Annotated in this window: 15 protein-coding genes and 1 riboswitch; of the genes, 10 read left to right on the forward strand and 5 right to left on the reverse strand. The window is 33.3% G+C overall.

Going from position 1 to position 18660, the window contains the following annotated elements:
* Window position 1 precedes the first annotated feature (1 nt).
* Complete coding sequence (locus N4T77_RS04865) at window positions 2–2035, forward strand: Na+/H+ antiporter (RefSeq protein WP_261670615.1); 2034 nt, start codon at window positions 2–4, stop codon at window positions 2033–2035.
* Window positions 2036–2094: 59 nt separating this feature from the next.
* Entirely contained in the window at window positions 2095–2619 is a 525-nt protein-coding gene (gene idi, locus N4T77_RS04870) for an isopentenyl-diphosphate Delta-isomerase (RefSeq protein ID WP_261670616.1), read from the forward strand.
* Here the strand turns inward: idi and N4T77_RS04875 are convergent.
* The 4 genes from N4T77_RS04875 to N4T77_RS04890 form a co-directional block, all read right to left on the reverse strand.
* Window positions 2601–4235, reverse strand: a complete 1635-nt coding sequence (locus tag N4T77_RS04875; protein ID WP_261670617.1) for a M20/M25/M40 family metallo-hydrolase — start codon at window positions 4233–4235, stop codon at window positions 2601–2603. The genes idi and N4T77_RS04875 overlap by 19 nt on opposite strands.
* A 34-nt stretch (window positions 4236–4269) precedes the next feature.
* The gene (locus N4T77_RS04880; protein ID WP_261670618.1) at window positions 4270–4704 is read right to left on the reverse strand and encodes a YsnF/AvaK domain-containing protein; all 435 of its coding nucleotides are present in this window, start codon (window positions 4702–4704) and stop codon (window positions 4270–4272) included.
* A gap of 72 nt (window positions 4705–4776) precedes the next feature.
* On the reverse strand, window positions 4777–5238 hold the full coding sequence (locus N4T77_RS04885) for a YsnF/AvaK domain-containing protein (protein ID WP_261670619.1): 462 nt from the start codon (window positions 5236–5238) through the stop codon (window positions 4777–4779).
* Between the two features lie 146 nt (window positions 5239–5384).
* Window positions 5385–6287 carry a LysR family transcriptional regulator gene (locus N4T77_RS04890; protein WP_261670620.1) on the reverse strand — a complete coding sequence of 301 codons (903 nt, stop codon included), beginning with the start codon at window positions 6285–6287 and terminating at the stop codon, window positions 5385–5387.
* A gap of 265 nt (window positions 6288–6552) precedes the next feature.
* Here N4T77_RS04890 and N4T77_RS04895 point away from each other — a divergent pair, with 265 nt between their 5' ends.
* From N4T77_RS04895 to N4T77_RS04930, 8 genes are all read left to right on the forward strand, one after another.
* Window positions 6553–7371, forward strand: coding sequence for a nitroreductase family protein (locus N4T77_RS04895; RefSeq protein WP_261670621.1), 819 nt, complete (start codon window positions 6553–6555; stop codon window positions 7369–7371).
* Window positions 7372–7636: 265 nt separating this feature from the next.
* Window positions 7637–8329, forward strand: coding sequence for a response regulator transcription factor (locus N4T77_RS04900; protein ID WP_261670622.1), 693 nt, complete (start codon window positions 7637–7639; stop codon window positions 8327–8329).
* A 6-nt stretch (window positions 8330–8335) separates the two neighbouring features.
* Entirely contained in the window at window positions 8336–9304 is a 969-nt protein-coding gene (locus N4T77_RS04905) for a sensor histidine kinase (RefSeq protein WP_261670623.1), read from the forward strand.
* 142 nt (window positions 9305–9446) lie between these two features.
* On the forward strand, window positions 9447–10295 hold the full coding sequence (locus N4T77_RS04910; RefSeq protein ID WP_261670624.1) for an undecaprenyl-diphosphate phosphatase: 849 nt from the start codon (window positions 9447–9449) through the stop codon (window positions 10293–10295).
* Between the two features lie 13 nt (window positions 10296–10308).
* On the forward strand, window positions 10309–11055 hold the full coding sequence (locus N4T77_RS04915; RefSeq protein ID WP_261670625.1) for an ABC transporter ATP-binding protein: 747 nt from the start codon (window positions 10309–10311) through the stop codon (window positions 11053–11055).
* A complete protein-coding gene (locus N4T77_RS04920; protein ID WP_261670626.1) occupies window positions 11055–12911 on the forward strand; it encodes an FtsX-like permease family protein in 1857 nt (618 codons plus the stop codon). Before N4T77_RS04915 ends, N4T77_RS04920 begins: the two co-directional genes overlap by 1 nt.
* Window positions 12912–12989: 78 nt before the next feature.
* Window positions 12990–14033, forward strand: a complete 1044-nt coding sequence (locus N4T77_RS04925) for a hypothetical protein (RefSeq protein WP_261670627.1) — start codon at window positions 12990–12992, stop codon at window positions 14031–14033.
* A gap of 216 nt (window positions 14034–14249) precedes the next feature.
* Window positions 14250–17372: a DEAD/DEAH box helicase gene (locus N4T77_RS04930; protein ID WP_261670628.1), complete on the forward strand. Its 3123-nt coding sequence runs from the start codon at window positions 14250–14252 to the stop codon at window positions 17370–17372.
* An 87-nt stretch (window positions 17373–17459) separates the two neighbouring features.
* On the opposite strand, the gene N4T77_RS04935 is transcribed toward N4T77_RS04930, so the two are convergent.
* On the reverse strand, window positions 17460–18293 hold the full coding sequence (locus tag N4T77_RS04935) for a sulfurtransferase (RefSeq protein ID WP_261670629.1): 834 nt from the start codon (window positions 18291–18293) through the stop codon (window positions 17460–17462).
* A gap of 109 nt (window positions 18294–18402) precedes the next feature.
* Window positions 18403–18504, forward strand: a riboswitch (purine riboswitch).
* Window positions 18505–18660 lie beyond the last annotated feature (156 nt).

The raw sequence follows: 18660 nt of genomic DNA on the forward strand, positions 1-18660 counted from the left end.
AATGCACTTATTAATGACAGTATTATTGCTGCTGCTTTGTTTACTAATTTCCAATGTAATTAGTCACTACACCCCATTTATTCCCACAGCCTTAACTCAAATAGCTCTTGGGGTAATAATTGCCCTTGTATTCAAGAATATTTCATTTCCAATAGAAACAGAATGGTTCTTGTTACTATTTGTAGCACCTCTTCTATACAATGATGGGAGACATTTTCCTCGTGAAGAGTTGTGGAAGATGAGGTTTCCCATATTTGGAAACGCCCTTGTCCTTGTTCTTTTAACAACCCTTGGAGGAGGGTATTTTATTCATTGGATGGTACCAGATATTCCTCTTGCTGCAGCCTTTGCTTTAGCAGCTATTTTATCACCAACGGACCCTGTAGCTGTTAATGGAATTGCAAAAAGAATTCATATTCCTGAAAGAGTATTAAACCTCGTTAGGGGAGAATCTTTAATAAATGATGCATCCGGTTTAGTTGCCTTTAATTATGCAGTAGCGGCAGTAGTAACAGGTTACTTTTCTCTACAAAAAGCAATATTTGACTTTTCTTATATGTTTCTCCTTGGAGCAGTTTTAGGATTAATACTTGGTTTGGTTGTAACATTCGTACGGTTTGCCTTGCGTAAAGAAGGAATAAATGATGTAGTATTTCATTCGTTGTTACAAGTGTTAACTCCATTTATCATCTTTATTATTACAGAGGAACTTTTACATGCCTCTGGAGTTATTGCAGTGGTAGTAGCTGGTATTGTTCACTCATTGATAAGAGAACAAACAGAAACTATTATAGCAGAAGAGCAAGTACTTACGGAAAATATATGGTCAATTGTTTTATTTGTTTTAAATGGTATTGTATTTCTACTACTAGGACTAAACATTCCTTCATCAATGAGTGAAACGGTAGCTAATCCTAATATGGACAATTGGTTAGTTATTGGCTATGTTATTGCAATAGGATTTGTTATTTTAGGCATTCGCTTCATTTGGTCCTATGCTTTTTTCTATTATGAATATGCTCTGAAAAAAACAAAGGATGCTGAAAAGCCAAACCTGAAAACAGCATTGGTAATTAGTTTAACAGGAGTTCGTGGTACAGTTACCATGGCAGGTGTGCTGTCAATTCCTCTATTTTTGGCCAGTGGAGAGCCATTTCCAGAACACTCATTGATACTCTTTTTAGCAGCTGGTGTAATTTTATTTACATTAATAGTTGCCACAATATTTCTGCCTATCTTAAGTAAAGGTGAAACAATAGAGGGAGAAGTATTAAGTCAAATTGATTTAGGGGAGGCAAAGAGAAAGCTTTTACTAGTAGCCATTAAAAAAATTAAGTTAGAAATAAAGGAAGAAAATGAATCTGTAGCTTATGAATTAATTGATGAATATAAGATTGCATTTCAAAAGCTCCAATCAGAACAGAGTATCACAGAAGAAGGAGCACAGCTTTACCAGCAAAGAATGAGAGAAATAAGATTAATGGCATTAAGAGCTGAAAGAAAATATATACATGAAGTAATGGACAAAAAAGGAATGGATGAAACAGTTTTTGAAACCTTTGAAAAATCTCTTGATTATAGGGAAGAAGCTTTATCAAACAACGTCCGTTCTGAAATAATGTATCTTATAAGAAAGATGATAAGAACTTGGAAGCGTTTTAATAGTCGTTACTATAAAGATGAAGAAACTAGATTAGCTAAGTTACGTTTAGGGAAGGATATTCAATTAAAGGCTTTTGAAGCAGCTCTTAAATACTTGGAAGAGTATAAAAGAGAGCAGGAAAAATCAGATATTGTTTATGCAGTGATTTTGGATTATAGGAGAATGATTAATCGATTGAAGCGCCGAAATACAGCATATAACGAAAAAAGCGAGGAACAAAAGGAAGAATTACGAATTAAAATTATGGACATGGAGCGTTCAGAAATTCATCGAATGTATGAAGCAGGAGAAATTAACAGGGAAGATGCAAAGGAATTAAGAAGATATGTTAACTATATTGAAAGTGTTATTTTACATAAACCTGTTGAATAAATTAATATGGTTATTATAAAATATAGAGACGCACTAATATAATTTAAGGAGAAGGTTAAATGGAGGAATATATTATAGCAGTTGATGAAAATGATAAAGAGTTAGGTCCTATAGAAAAGATGGAAGCTCATGAAAAAGGGGTACTACATAGAGCCTTTTCCATATTCATCTTTAATTCCAAGGATCAATTACTATTACAAAAAAGATATAGTGGAAAATATCATTCGGGGGGACTTTGGACCAATACTTGCTGCAGTCACCCCCGATACAAGGAAAAGCTAGAAGAAGCAATATACAGAAGGCTTAAGGAGGAAATGGGATTTACCTGTGAACTTACCAAGCTATTTAGCTTTTGTTACAAGGTAAATTTTGAAAATAGCCTTACTGAAAACGAATATGATCATGTTTTTATTGGAACCTATGACGGTGAAATAGTTCCAAATGAAAATGAGGTTGAAGATTATAAATGGATTGATATTGATGAAGTTAAGCGTGATATCAAAAACAATGGTCATTTATATACCTTCTGGTTTAAATCTGTGCTTGATAAGGTTATCGAATCATATTACTTAAGTAAAGAATAAATAATATCCTCATAAATATCAGGAACAACATTAAAAGAATAGGATATATTTAACCTTTCTGTGTACTTATGAAAGTCTTTTCCGAAGCCACCTATAACCGCTCCTGGAATGTCTAGTTTTTTTAGATTTTCCAGTGGGAGGCTATAATTGATTTTAGAAGAAAGCATATTTGAAGACAACACATTTATTTCAGAGGAATTGGCATCAGAAAGTCCTGTATAGCTTAAATCACTTATGCCCATAAAGTAGTTATCTTTTTTAATTACCACATTGTGCTTATTTGATGCCTCGTTTATGGCCTTATCTACTGCATCTAGGAATTCAACATGGGCAGCAGCTTCTCCATTAATATGCCTATCTGGATAATAAGGTGGTGCAAAGCCAATGACTATCATAGGAACTTTATTAGGATACTTATCATAGGTTTCCTTTATTATTTTAATTGCAATAGTCTGATTGTCTAATTTTTCATCCATCCAATTACTTATTAAGTTATCTAGGTGTGTATTAAATTCATCACCATAGGATGACTTTACTTCATTAAGCAGCTCCTCATAGGTCATAACGCAAGGCTTAATATTAAGAGAGGAACCTTTTATATTAGCCATCTTTTCATACAACTCTTTACTTTTGTTAATACTATTAAGTGCACTTTCAAAGGCATAATTACAAATTCTTTTTAACTTCTCCATAAGCTGTTCCGGAGACATATTAAGAGTTAAAAGATTGTAGTAAGAAGCAGCATATAGAGGTATTTGAACAGAGTATAATTCCTTTAAATCAGTTTGCTTTAAGCAAAGAGGCGGTGGCGCAGTCTCACCGAAGGATGAATCGCAAAACTCTGTGTTATACTCAAAGAGCCTGTTTACTTCAGAAGCAAGAAGATTGGCACTTACAGAGTTAAAAGGCTCACAGACATGAGACTCCTTACCTGCAAAGAAAAATAGAGGCATTACCTTTCCTACAGAACCAAGATAAACATATCTGTCTTTATCATGAGGAACCTTAGGCAGGCAGCACTCAGACACAAGAGCACCTACATAGTTAAATCCAAGCTCATCTTTAAGTTTAGTAAGGTAAGGAACGGCTCCAAGCATCCCTTCTGAATTGCTTTCTTCTCCTGGAACTGCTAAGAAAATTATATTTCCCTTGAAATCCGACCTTTCTGAAAAAGTTCTTAGAAGCTCAATATTAAGGGCAATTCCAAACTTCATGTCAGCAGTTCCTCTTCCAAATATATAGTCACCGGAGTTAAGATCTTCAAGAGCTTCGTCATAAAGACCAAGCTCAGATATCCTGTCCACTAATTTGGTAGGATTGAAAGCAAGTTCTTTTAGATGACCAAAATCATCAACAGCTACAACATCTAGGTGTCCATTTAGTATTAGCGTTTTATCAGAGCTATTCTGTGAACGTACAATGGCAGAGACAAAATATCTATTTAGTGGGTCATTCTCTATTTTATTAAGGTTTAGGTCTTGTGGGTTTTTTATAAAGTAAGGAATTTCACTTAAAATACCATATATCTTTTGAGCTGTGAAATTTTCACTAGAAGTTCCGGAGATTCCGGGAACTTCTACAAGTTCAAGTAATGTTTTCATTAGTCTATCTTTCATTTTCATTAAAATCACCTTCCATGTAAATAATATTTTATTCTTCTTTAACTCTTGGAGAGCCAGAGATTTTAACCTTAGCCTTTTCCTTCTTCAATGTCTCTTCAATATGTTTTATCTCTTTTACCTGTTCTTTATATATGGATACATCCTCTAGAGCAACCTTATGTTTTGTAAACTGAACCTGTTCTTCGCTAATAGGTATACGTATAATTTCTTTAGGAATATCTTTGTCTTTTGGCGTAGATGAATCAAGGAACCTCCTTTCAATTACTAGTTCTTCCCGTATAACAGGTATAGTAAAAGTTTTTTCCTCAGTAAAGGTTTCTCTATAGACCTTTACTTCTCCTGTTTGAATCCACTTTTTTGCTATATCAAGTTCTTCTTCTTTTATTTGAAGAGTAACCTTCTTATCATAATTATCGGTTTCTTTCATATTCTCAACCTTTTTGGTATCCATTTCACAGTCCATATCTTTGCCTCCATTCTTAGAAAAAACACCTCAAGAATCATTTAAGGGATTCAGAGGTGTTTCTTATTTTAGTTATTGCATATCTGTTTTATTATCTGTGCCGTTGTCAACTACGTTAGCATCACCTGTGGTATTTACACGAGCTTCTTCACGCTTAAGAGTTTCGTCTATATGTTCTGTATCCTCTATAACATGTTTATGAGCAGAAACTTCTCCTGTTACTACTGTACGTTTATTTACATCCACTTTCTCTTCACTGACAGGAATACGGATAGTTTCTTCATTGGTGATAGGTGAATCACTTACTTCGTTATTCAAGTTTGTTCTCTCTATAACTACTTCTTCACGAGTTACAGGAACATCAACACTCTTTTGCTCCTCTACAATTTCCTTACTAAGCTCTACTTCACCTTTTTGCACTCTGTTCTTAGTAATATCAAGCTCTTCTTTGCGGAGGCGAAGCTTTGCATTATCCTCATTACTTTCTTTTTTAGTATCATCGTTATTTCCAAACATTCCATCAAATATTCCCATATGTTAATACCTCCATTACTCAGTAATTTCTATTCATTCATAGAATACCCTTTAAATAAATATATTATCCTATTGAAAAAATTCAAAATGAAGGCAATTTTAAAGAAAATATAGTTAAGTTCTTATAGCCTAAAACCTAATTCCTCTTAAATTTTCAAACTAAGTGAGTTAGCAGGAGCTGATGATATAACGTAATCTCTAAACTTTTTTGCTATAGGAGACATATAGGAGTTTTTAAGCCAGCCTATATAAATAACCTTGCGTCCAATGTTTTCCTTTATTTTTATAATAGATAGTGCACTTGTATTAATGAGAGGAGTATTAGGAACTATGGTAATGCCAGCACCAGCAGCCACTAGTCCTCCCAGCATACTAGCTTCGTTAGGTTGTATAGATATCTTAGGCGCGCGATCTATAAATTCGGAGCAGGAAAGCATCTTGTCTTTATCTCCTTCATGAAATACAATAAAGGATTCATTTTTTAAATCTTTTAAAGAAACCTCCACTTCTTTTGAGAGGTGATGATTCTTGGGCACAATAAGCACATATTCCTCTTCCTTTACTGGTATAGATTCAATTTCACTATGTGTATGAATGTCATCCAGGTTGTCATAAAAGCCTAAGTCTATTTTACCGTCTCTTAAATCATTTAATATTTCTGGGACAGATTCATGACTAAATTGAAATTTGGTATGAGGACAGCAGCTTAAAAAGTCACTAATTATAAAGGGCATAAAGTAAGTACCAATACAATAGGTAGAGGCAATAGAAATAATTCCTTTATCAGGATCTACCATATCCTGTAATTCTCGAATACCTTTTTCGATTTCCAATAAGGCTAGATTGCTATGCTTTAAGAAGGCTTCACCAAAGGAAGTAAGTTTAACATTACGTCCAGTTCTTTCAAATAAAGGTACATTTAGTTCAGCCTCTAGTTTAGAAATTGCTTTGCTTAAAGCTGGTTGAGTTACTGATAATAAAGTTGCAGCAGTGGTGAAGTTTTCAGTCTCAGCTATTTTTTTGAAATACTCTAATTGTTGTAAATTCATTTTAGAACTCCTTATTATTTATATAAGAAAAATATTGCTAATCTATAACTTTTGGTTATGGATATGTGAATATTATTAATTGGACAATAGCGATTATTTGATGATATAATCCTTAATGTGCTAAAGGATTTATATAAACTTATTATAAATTTTATTTATGCATAAGTCAAAGTTATAGAAGCTCAATTGTATATTAAAATTTTAAAAAACAATGTAATATAAATAAATTAATTTTTAATATTAAAAAATGTGGGAGTGGATTGTTATGATGAAGGTAAATACTGAAAAATGTATAGGCTGTGGACTATGTGTTAAGGACTGTTTTCCAAAGGATATAGAAATAATTGATGGAAAAGCTAAGATTAATAATGAAACCTGTATTAAATGTGGACACTGTATTGCTGTATGTCCTAAGGATGCAGTATCAACAGATGAGTACAACATGGAAGAAGTAAAGAACTATAATAAAGAAGAGTTTTCAGTGGAGGCAGATAATTTATTAAACTTTATTAAGTTTAGAAGAACTGTAAGACAATTTAAGGATAAAAAAGTAGAAGATGAAAAGCTTGCTAAAATTATAGAAGCAGGTAGATTTACTCAGACTGGAAGTAATATGCAAGACGTATCTTATGTAGTAGTAAGAGAAGGCATGGAAGAACTTAAAGCTTTAACTTTCGAAAGTCTTAAGGGCTTAGGAGAATATATGCTGGCTAATTTAACTCCAGAAACTATGAGATTCAAAAGATATGCTGAGATGTGGGTAAACATGGGTGAGGAGTACAAGAAAAACCCTGAAAGTGATAGATTATTCTTCAATGCTCCAGCAGTAATAGTAGTTACAGCTGACTCAGAGGTAAATGGAGCACTAGCTTCTTCGAATATGGAACTTATGACTGACGCTTTAGGTCTTGGAACTTTCTTCAGTGGCTTCTTTGTAAGAGCAGCACAGGATAACAAAAAAATTATGGACTTCCTTGGAGTTAAGGAAGGTAAGAAAATCGTAACTTGTATGGTAATAGGATATCCTGATGTGAAGTATTCAAGAACTGTACCTAGAAAGGAAGCAGAGGTATCTTGGAAATAAAGATAGTATACCTTTTAATTATTAAGATATAAATATGTGTAGCAGCCTAATCTGCCCATTAGGACGGCTACGGCTCTTTACAATACAATACTTATTGAGACCCAGTACTTTTAGAGGTACTGGGTTTTGTGTTATATATTTTTCATTAAATTTGTGCAAAGCAGCATAAAATAAATATATAATTTCTACATCATTGCTAAAAACATAGTATAATTAAAAAACAGGTAATATTTTGGAATTATTAGTAAACAGGAGAGTAGGTAACATGAACTATAAAGTATATATTATAGAAGATGATTTATCCATAAGTGCTTTGCTGCAGGAATATATAGTGAAATACGGTTTTCAGGCTAAGGCAGCAGAAGACTTTCAGGAAATCCTTAATGACTTTAATGAATATAATCCAGATTTAGTATTGCTAGATGTTAACTTGCCTAAGTATGATGGTTTCTACTGGTGCAGAAAGATTAGACAGCAGTCAAAGATTCCTATAATATTTATCTCTGCAAGAGATAGTGGCATGGATCAGATAATGGCTCTAGAAAGTGGAGCAGACGATTATATTACAAAGCCTTTCTACTATGACGTGGTTATAGCAAAAATAAAAAGCCACATAAGAAGAACTTATGGTGAATATGCGCCTAAGGTAGAGGAAAAAATGGTAGAAGTTGATGGTCTTAAGCTCTATCCAGAAAGATCAGAACTAGAATTTAAAGGGGAAAGAGTAATTATAACTAAAAGAGAGGGTGTACTTTTAGAATATCTAATGAAAAAGTATCCTAAGGTAGTCAGCAGAAACTTTCTTTTAGAAAAGATATGGGATGATTTAGATTTTGTAGAGGAGAATACCTTAAGCGTAAACATCAGTAGGATAAGAAAAAGACTTCAGGAGTTAGGCATAGATAAGGCAATAGAAACTATAAGAGGAGCAGGTTATAGATTAAATAAAACCTGGTGATTGATTATGAAATTATTTTTAAAGGATAACAAAGGTTATATTTTTACATACCTATTAGGATTAGCTCTCACCATTATATACTCTAGCCTTAAGGGATTTATAGAAGCAGGTGAGATTATATACATATTTATTTTTAATACCGTTATTCTGTTTAGCTTTTTAGCTTTTAGGTATTATAAAAATAGACAATTGTATAGACTTTTAGGCCATGGAGTGAGCTCTTTAAATGATGCTTTTACAGAACTTGGAGGCTCAGAATTAAGTGAAAATGTATCTGAGATATTAAAGAAGCTACACAATTTATACAAAGCTGAAATAGAAAAGGGAAATAAGCTTCATAGAGATCATCTTAGATTTATTAATCAATGGATACATCAAATGAAGACACCTCTGTCTGTAATCCAGCTTCAGCTTCAACAGTATGAAGGTGAAGAGGAATTTGAGGAAATGCAGGAGGAGGTCATCAGGTTAAATGCAGAGTTAAATATGGCGATGTATTTTGCAAGATTAAGTTCCTTTCAAAAGGATCTATTAGTAGAAAGAGTTAACTTGAAAAGGCAGGTTTTGGATACCGTCAATGAGGAAAAGAAAAGCTTTATAAAAAATGGAATAATTCCTAGAGTTGAGATAGATGAAGATATGCAAGTTTATACTGATGGAAAGTGGTTAAAGTTTGTATTGAAGCAGCTCATAGTTAATGGAATAAAATATTCAAAGGGTAAAGGAAAAGAATTAATTATAAAAGCTGAGGGAAGCAGGTTAACTGTTATTGACTATGGAATTGGAATCCCTAAGAAGGATATCAAAAGAGTATTTGATCCATTCTTCACTGGAGAAAACGGACGAAAGTATGGAGAGTCTACGGGGATGGGTCTATACATAACGAAAAAGGTATGCAAGAGTTTAGGACATGAGGTAGAGATAGAGTCTTTAGTTGATGAAGGAACAACAGTTACAATAAAGTTCAAGAACTAAGAGCTGCTGAAAAGATTAAAAAACATCTATTTTTCAATCTTACACAACTGTCACATAACTGTAAGATTAACCGATACTACATTCTTTATTATTAGTATAAACTATAGTCAGTGATAAAGTTTGTAAGGAGAAGTGATAGGATATGGATTTAATTTTTATATTAAAAGCAGTTTTAATTGCTGTAGTAGAGGGAATAACGGAATTTATTCCTGTATCTTCTACAGGACATATGATATTAGTTGGATGGGCTATTGGCTTTAAAGGGGAATTTGCAAAGATGTTTGAAGTTGTAATTCAACTTGGAGCAATAATGGCAGTTGTTGTTTTGTACTGGGGGAAAATAGAAGAAAGCATAAGAGACTTTTTAAAGTTTATAATTACTAGAGGAAGAGAAGGAAAGACTGGCTTTAGGTTTGGAATAAACGTTATTACAGCTTCAATTCCAATGGCAGTTGTAGGAGTGTTATTCTACGATAAGATAAAATCAAAGTTTGTACCAGAAGCAGTTATATTAGGATTTATTGTTGGAGGATTTTTATTAATAATAATTGAAAAAGTATATAGAAATAAGGCTCACAGAGTAGAAAGCTTAGATAACATAACAGTTATGCAGGCCTTTAAGGTTGGAGTATTACAGCTTTTAGCTGTATGGCCGGGAATGTCAAGAAGCGCTTCTACAATTATGGGGGGATGGGTTGCTGGTTTATCAACAGCAGCAGCAGCGGAATTTTCCTTCTTTATAGCTATCCCAGCTATGGTAGGGTCTTCAGCAAAGGATCTTTTCGAATTTGATTTTTCTATAATGACAGGGACTTTATGGGTTTCACTAGTAGTAGGTTTTATTGTGGCTTTTATAGTAGCCTTAATAGTTATTAAGAAGTTTATTAATTATCTAAAAAAGAAACCAATGAAGGTCTTTGCAGTGTATAGAATTGCAGCAGGTACTTTGCTAGGGATATTAGTACTAACAAATATTATTACTTTAACATAGCAGGGGGAAAAGTATGGAGATTTTGCAAGTTACAAACCTAAGTAAGGTATATGGAAGTAAGGTAGTATTTAGTGCCTTAGACAACATAAGTTTTACCATAGAAGAAGGAGAATTTGTAGGAATAATGGGACCTTCCGGAAGTGGCAAGACAACGCTGTTAAATATGATTTCGACAATAGATAAACCTACTTCAGGAGAACTAAAAATAAAAGATAGAAATCCTTTAAAGCTTAAAGGAGATGAGCTTGCTTTATTTAGAAGGAGAGAATTAGGCTTTGTTTTTCAGGACTTTAATTTGTTGGATACTTTAACAGTTGGTGAAAATATTGTGCTTCCACTTACTCTAGATGGAGTGTCTGTTAAGGAGCAGGATAAAGCTTTAGATAGAATAGCAAGGATACTTGGTATAGAAGAGCTTTTAAACAAAAGAACCTTTGAGATATCAGGAGGACAGGCGCAGAGAACAGCAATTGCAAGAGCATTAATTCACAGGCCTGCCTTACTTCTGGCTGATGAACCAACAGGCAATCTAGACTCAAAGTCAGCGAAGACTGTAATGGAATTGCTAAAAGAGATAAATGAAAGGGAAAAGGTAACTACAATGATGGTAACCCATGACCCTTTATCTGCAAGCTATTGCAGCAGAATCTTATTTATCAAGGATGGAGCCATATATAACGAGATTTATAGAGGTGACAGCAGACAGCAGTTTTATCAGGAAATTATTGATTTACTTGCACTACTGGGAGGAAGTAACTAATGAATTTAAGAGAATTTGCTGCTAAAAATGTGCTTAGAAATATAAGCGGATATTTTGCTTACTTTTTAAGCAGCACCATATCAGCAGCCTTACTATTTTCCTTCACCATGATTATATTTCATCCAGGTTTTCAAGCAGATCTGCTGCCACTGTATTTACAAAAGGCTCTTAATATGACCACAATTATTGCCTATCTATTTTTATCCTTCTTTGTATTTTATTCAGTAAGTGTATTTTTAAAAAGTAGGCATAAAGAATTCGGAATACTTTATATTACAGGTTCGTCTAAAAAGCAGATACAAAGGATGATAACTACTGAAAACATACTAATTAGTTCAGTAGCTGGAGTGTTAGGCATAATGCTAGGCTTAGTTTTCTCAAAAATACTTTTAGCAGTTAGTGGAAAGCTGTTAGGATATAATGCATTAGGCTTTTACTTTCCAACCAAAGCTGCAGTTATTACTTTCACTGCTTTTCTAATAATAGGTATAGTAATTTCGCTGCTTTGTTCCTTCATTATAAAGGAAGATAGGGTTTTAACCTTACTTAAAGGATCTAAAAAGCCAAAACCAGAGCCAAAGACATCTATTTTTCTTGTAGTTATATGCATAGTATTGTTAGCTACAGGTTATTACTTGTCCATTACAGCCAATATAAAGACAATAGCTAATAGAATAATACCAGTAACAACAATGGTTATTGCAGCCACATATTTATTATTTTCTCAATTAAGTATATTTATAATTAAGTTAATTAAAAAAAATAAGAAGGTATACAGGAATAAAACTAAAATGCTCTGGGTATCAAATTTATTGTACAGAGTAAAAGACAATACGAGAATATTTTTCCTCATTACTATAACCTCAGCAGTGGCTCTTTCAGCTGTAGGATCAGTATATGCTTATTGGAGAGATAAGGAAGAGCAGATAAACAGAAGTTTTCCTCAGGCTTTTTTCTTAGCTAATAGGGATAACAATAAAAGTAGAGCAGACTTTATAGAGAATGCCTTGAAAAGAGAGAGAATAGATTACACTAAGACTAAGGGCGAAATGAAATTTATTATTCCAGATGGATATAAAGAAGAAGTTGCCATAATTAAAGAAACTGCCTACAAAGAATTAGCAGCCATGATATCTCTAGGCACAATTCCCTTTAATGAGGATGAGAGTATAATAGTTTCTACCTTAGCTCAGAAGGAGAAAAAGTCTATTATATTAAATAACATAGAATTAAAGCTTACTGGAAAGAATGACAGAAGAATACTACCTGCCTTTTATGGAGAGGTATATGTGGTTAAAGATAATGTATATGAAAATATAAAAGGAGCTAAAAACTATTTTTGGGTCTTTAACGTTGAGAATTATAAGAGCACATTAAAGATATGCAAGGATTATCATAATAATTTTGGAGAAGACAAAATAGGCAGCTACTATAATAATTTTCTTAAGGCTAATATATTAGAAGGAACTAAGATAGCCTATGGGATAATTTTATTCAGTTCAATATTTATAGGACTTATATTTCTAATAACAACGGCAAGCTTCTTGTATAACAAGTGTTATATGGATATTCTAGAGGATAAAAAGAAGTATAAGCAGCTCTATAAAATAGGGCTAACCTATAAGGAGATAAAGAGGATATTAACTATCGAAATAGGGGTATTGTTTTTATTTCCTTATATAATTGCTGTGATACACTCCTTTTTTGCACTCTCTTCCCTAAAATATGCCTTTGAACTAGAGATAACTACAGCGGCTTTTCTAGTTATGGGAGGCATGATGGTAGTTCAGGTTATCTATTTTCTAGTTATAAGAAAAAGCTACTTAGTAGAGATTAAAAGGGCATTGTCATCGTAAAGATTTAATATTAACCATGAACATAGTAGAAAGCTCTGCATATAATAAATTGATGTAATGTTTAATTGGAGGAAAATCATGTACCGAGACTATGAAATGGAAGATTATATGCCTTTTCAGTATCCTATGATGTGCCCAATGATGATGTATAGAATGGAAGAGGAAGAAACGGAAAGAAAAATGAAGCAGCCACAACAACAGCCGCAAAATTATGCTCAGCCTATTAAAGCACAGCCTCAAAAATATGCTCAGCCAAAACCACAACCTCAGCCACAAAAAACGCCACAATATATACCATCGCCAGTACAGCCAGTAAAAGTACAGCCACAGATACAGCCGCAAAACATGGAATTAAATATACAGGCTCATATGGAGCCACAAAACATGGGGTTAAATATACAGCCGCAGATGCAACCACAAAGTATGGGATTAAATATACAGCCACAGATGGAACCACAAAATCTAGGATTAAATATACAACCGCAGATGCAGCCACAAAGTATGGGATTAAATATACAACCACAAATGGAGCCACAAAACTTAGGATTAAACATACAGCCACAGATGCAGCCACAAAACATGGAATTGAATATACAACCAAAGATGGAGCCGAAAAGCATGGAATTAAATATACAGCCAAAGATGGACGCGCAAAGCATGGAGTTAAATATACAGCCAAAGATGGAATCACAAAGTATGCCATTAAATATACAGCCAAAAATGGAATCACAAGATATGGAGCTTAATATACAACCTAAGGTTGGCTCAGTGGTAATGGATCCAATAAAGGTGCAGTTTAAAATAGAGCCAGTAGTAGAAAATACAAATATACAGTTAAAAATTCATCCGATAGTACAGCCTGTAGAGCAGCCTATAATGATAAAACCTCAAGTTATGCAGCCTATGATGCCATGTCCACCAATGCCAAAACAGCCGTACCCTATGATGAAACCTATGTGTCATATGGTAAAAAGACCATGCCCTATGATGATGAAAGCCCCATGTCACATGATGGGTCACCCAGCTATGAAGCCTGCCATGTCATATCCAATGATGAAGAAGTCATGCCACTGCATGAAGGAGTCTTGGGATGATATCACTGATGATACCACAACGGATTAGCAGTCTGCTTACCAAGCAGTTATATAATAGAGAAGCTTTTATAACCATATAAAAATAAGCTCGGCAAAGGTCGGGCTTATTTTTTATTAACTTTCAAGACTTCCGATAAGTACTTTAGTAAAAAATAAAAAATAAAAACCATAAAAACATAGTATAATTATATTATTAGAGTTAACTATAGTACTTAAAATAAAACAACAAGGTAAGGGGGAGAAAATGAATATAAAAAAGTTAGAAGAAATAATTTTCAAACCAGCCTCCAATTTAATGAAAAAAACTGGAGAAGAGGTCTTTAAGAGAGGACTAGTTTCCGGTATAAGAGGAAGAAAGATAGAAAACTTCTACCATATTTATGGAGATGTACTAAACGCGGTAACCCATAATGAATTTAAGACTTATATAAAAATAAATTTATCAGATAAAAAAGTAGAGGCTGTAAGCTGTGGTTGCAGTGACTTTAAAGAGTTATCTAAAACCAGGAAATTATTTATGTGTCAGCATTTAACCGGCACTGGATATAAGTTTTTAAGCCAGCTTTACAAGAAAAAAGAAAATCAGAAGGAATTGCCTAGAAAGGAAATTGAGAAGGATAAGGTAGCTGTTGGAATAAAGGTAACTCATAAGTTGTGGAAGGGTGTAACCACCTATGAGCTGGAGTTTCGTCTAGGCTTCGAACATAAGTATTTAATTGATGACTTAAGAAGCTTTATTTCAGCATTAGACAAAGGGAAAAAAATATATTTCAATAATCAGTTTGCCTACAATCCCATAAATCATGAAATTCGCCTCAGTGATATGAAAATTATAGATTTCATAAGGGAAAAAGTCCATACAAACAAGAATATTTCAAGCACAGGTAGGAATTTAATAATAGACCCTAAGGAATTAAGAAAGTTTCTAAGCTGTATTCTTGAAGATAAAATTATATTTAAATATAAGGGTATAGAATATAAAACCTTTGTTTTTAAAGAAGATTTACCACTTAGCTTCACTCTTAAAGAAAAAGAGGACCATCTTATATTAACAACTCATAAAAAACTTCCTATTATTTTAAATGAAAATAGGGACGTATATCTTTTTAATGAAGAACTCTATCTTCCTTCAAAAAATCAAATTAGAAAATATAATCTCTTATATGAAGGGTTTCAAAAAAATGGTAGAGTACAGTTTGTTAAAACTATACAAAATTATAATAAGCTTATTTCCTTACTAAACAGTATTTCGAAAAATGTTACTATTTCAGAAGAGGTAAAGAGGTTTTCCTCTAATTCCTTAAGCTTTGAATTCCATATCTATAAGGAAGAAGAATACATATACTGTGACGTATATGCAACTTATTATAATGAAAAAATTAATATATTAGATGAAAATAGCAGCAAGATGCAGCTTATAAGAGACTTTAGCAGAGAAGAGAAGGTTCTTATGAAGCTAGAATATTACAGGTTTATCAGAAGGGAGAACAAGCTGCTATTTGTTGGCGGAGATGAAGAACTTTTTAATCTTCTAAATAATAGAGAAAATATTATACACTCCCTAGGTTCAGTTACCTTTGGAAAGGGACTAGAGAATATTAAAATATATGACTCCAGGTCTATTGAGATAGACTTATACGAGGAAAATGGCTATTTTAACTTTAATTACAATATTGGAGATATAGATGCTGGGGAATTAAATAATATAATTGAAAGTTATAAAGCAGATAACAGGTTTTACAAAATCAAGGATAACGGGTTCCTGGATTTTCAAGATGAAGGTGTAATAACTTTTCTTAATTTAATTCAGGTATTAAATGAGGATGCTAGGATAGAAGACAAATGGATACAAATAGAGAAGAATAAAGCCTTGTATATAACAAAAGCTTTAAAAAACAGGGATTATAAGTTAGGAGAAGGTGTAAATTTATTAAAAGATATAGAAAATAAACTAACTGAATTGAATAGTAAAGAACTACTTCTGCCAAGAGACTTAAAGGCGAAGCTTAGAGAATATCAAGTAGGCGGATTTAAGTGGTTTAAAAGCTTGAGTGAGGTTGGTTTTGGTGGCATATTGGCAGATGAAATGGGACTTGGTAAAACCGTTCAAACAATAGCCTTTCTTCTATCTGAAGAGGATAAAAAATCCTTAATAATTACACCTACCTCCTTAATATATAACTGGAAGGATGAATTCAAAAAGTTTTCTCCAACTTTAAGAATAGGAGTTGCTCATGGTAGTTCCAGCGAACATGAAAAGATAATAAGTAACCTGGAGGATTATGATGTTATTTTAACTACCTATGGGACGTTAAGAAATAATATTAAAAAATATAATGAAATTTTATTTGACTACTGCATCATAGACGAGGCTCAAAATATAAAAAATTCTGAGGCTCAGACCTCAAAGATTGTTAAGGAAATTAAGGCTAAGACAAGATTTGCACTTACAGGAACACCTATGGAAAATAATTTAATGGAGCTTTGGTCAATATTTGATTTTGTAATGCCAGGATATTTGTACTCTAAGGAAAACTTTTATAAAAAATTTATTTACGACACAGAATTTGATTTAGAAAATCTCAAATTATTAATAAAACCCTTTATTTTAAGAAGAACTAAAAAAGAAGTTATAGAAGAGCTTCCAGATAAAATTGAAAAGAAGATGACTGTACAAATGACTACAGCTCAAAGGGCGGTATACAGCTCTTATATAAAAGATGTGAGAGCAAAGATGAAAAATAATTTTCAGGGGAAAATTGAAGTCTTTTCCTATTTAACAAAGCTGAGACAGATTTGTCTAGATCCCTCTATAATATTAGAGGAATATAAGGGTGGCAGCGGAAAAGTTAGGGCAGCAATGACACTGCTGGAAGAAAACATACACTCTGGAGGTAAAACCTTGTTGTTTTCTCAATTTACCTCCGCATTAAAGAAAATAGGCGAATCCTTAGAGGATAGGAAAATTGAATATTTCTATCTAGATGGATCTACTCCTTCTAAAGAAAGAGTTAGACTGGTAAATGAATTTAATAATGGTGAAGAGGTAAAGGTGTTTTTAATTTCCCTAAAAGCAGGAGGAACGGGACTTAACCTTACTTCGGCAAACTTGGTTATTCACTTTGACCCTTGGTGGAATCCAGCAGTAGAAAATCAGGCAACAGATAGAGCTCATAGAATTGGTCAGAGGAATGTAGTAGAAGTAGTTAAGCTAGTTGCCAAAGGTACCATAGAGGAAAAAATACTTACGCTTCAGGAACATAAAAAGGAACTAATTGATAACATTATTACAGGTGAGCTTAAGGATAGCAGCATGATAAATAAGCTGTCAAGAGAAGAACTTGTTCAGCTATTCAATAGAGATTAGTTACTCTATTTTCAGAGCAAATCTTTCTCAAGAGATAATGGTGTCCGTACCTGGGGTACATTTGCACCCCAGGAGTGGGCGCCTTTTCTATTCTTCTCCCTTGCTAACAGGGCTGTCATCGTAGCTAACCCAATCACTCCAGCTGCCTACATAAAGCTTTGGCTTAAAACCTAACTCATCCAATATTATAAAGTTACCACAAGCATCAATTCCTGAACCACATTGAAGAACTATATCCTTATAATTGTTCAAAGGCTTAAAGTATTCTTTAAGTTCATCCTCTGATTTAAACTTTCCCTTTTCATCAAGTACGTTTTTCCAATCGAAGTTTTTTGCCCCAGGTATATGTCCTGCTTTTTTATCAAGGGGCTCAACCTCTCCACGATATCTTTCCGGAGCTCTGGAATCTACTATAATAAAGTCTTTATTGGCCATTTTGCCTTTAATTTCAAATATGTCTGTTTTAATATCTTCCCTTAAGTTTATGTTGAAATTGCCTTTCTCAGCCATAGGAACTTCTTTATAAAGAGGATAGCCTTCCTCTATCCAGCTATTTATGCCTCCATTCAACACATAAACTTTATCATGGCCAAGATACTTCATCATCCACCAAAATCTCTCTGCTCCTGCAAGCTTTGCCTCATCATAAATTGCAACAGTCTTATCATTACTTATGCCTATGCTTTCAAGCTTATCTTTTAGCATTTTAAGGTCCGGAAGAGGACTTCTTCCTCCATGTTCCCTTTCTTCGTCAGCTAAATCCTTTTTAACATCCAGGAAAAAAGCATTTTTAATGTGCCCTTCTTCATAAAGCTTTTTGCCATAGTCTTTATCAAATAAATCAGCTCTGCAATCTACTATAACTAAATCTTTATCCTCAGCATGTTCATAAAGCCACTTTGATGTAATAAAATTACTCATATACAACACCCCTTTTTTACTTCTTAATATTAATTATATTATAAAATTTCCTAGTTAAAATAAAAGTTTTTAAAAGATTTGTTTTTTTATAGGGGAGTGTGATATAATACTCCATATCATACAAAAAGCTCGTATATCATCGGTAATATGGACCGAAAGTTTCTACCTGCTAGCCGTAAATTAGCAGACTACGAGGTATTGTTTTAGGATAAGCATCGCTCCTAGGGTATATCTAAGATTTAGGCATACCTTAGGGGGGAGACGGATTTTAATCTGATTATCTGGAACTCAACACCTCAATTTTTATTGGGGTGTTTTTTTATTTGGCATTTCTAATATGCCTTAGTATCTCTTACGACGCTCTATG

Origin of the sequence: Clostridium sp. CX1 (assembly GCF_025398335.1) — a bacterium.
Classification (GTDB): Bacteria; Bacillota; Clostridia; order Clostridiales; family Clostridiaceae; genus Clostridium_AM; species Clostridium_AM tanneri.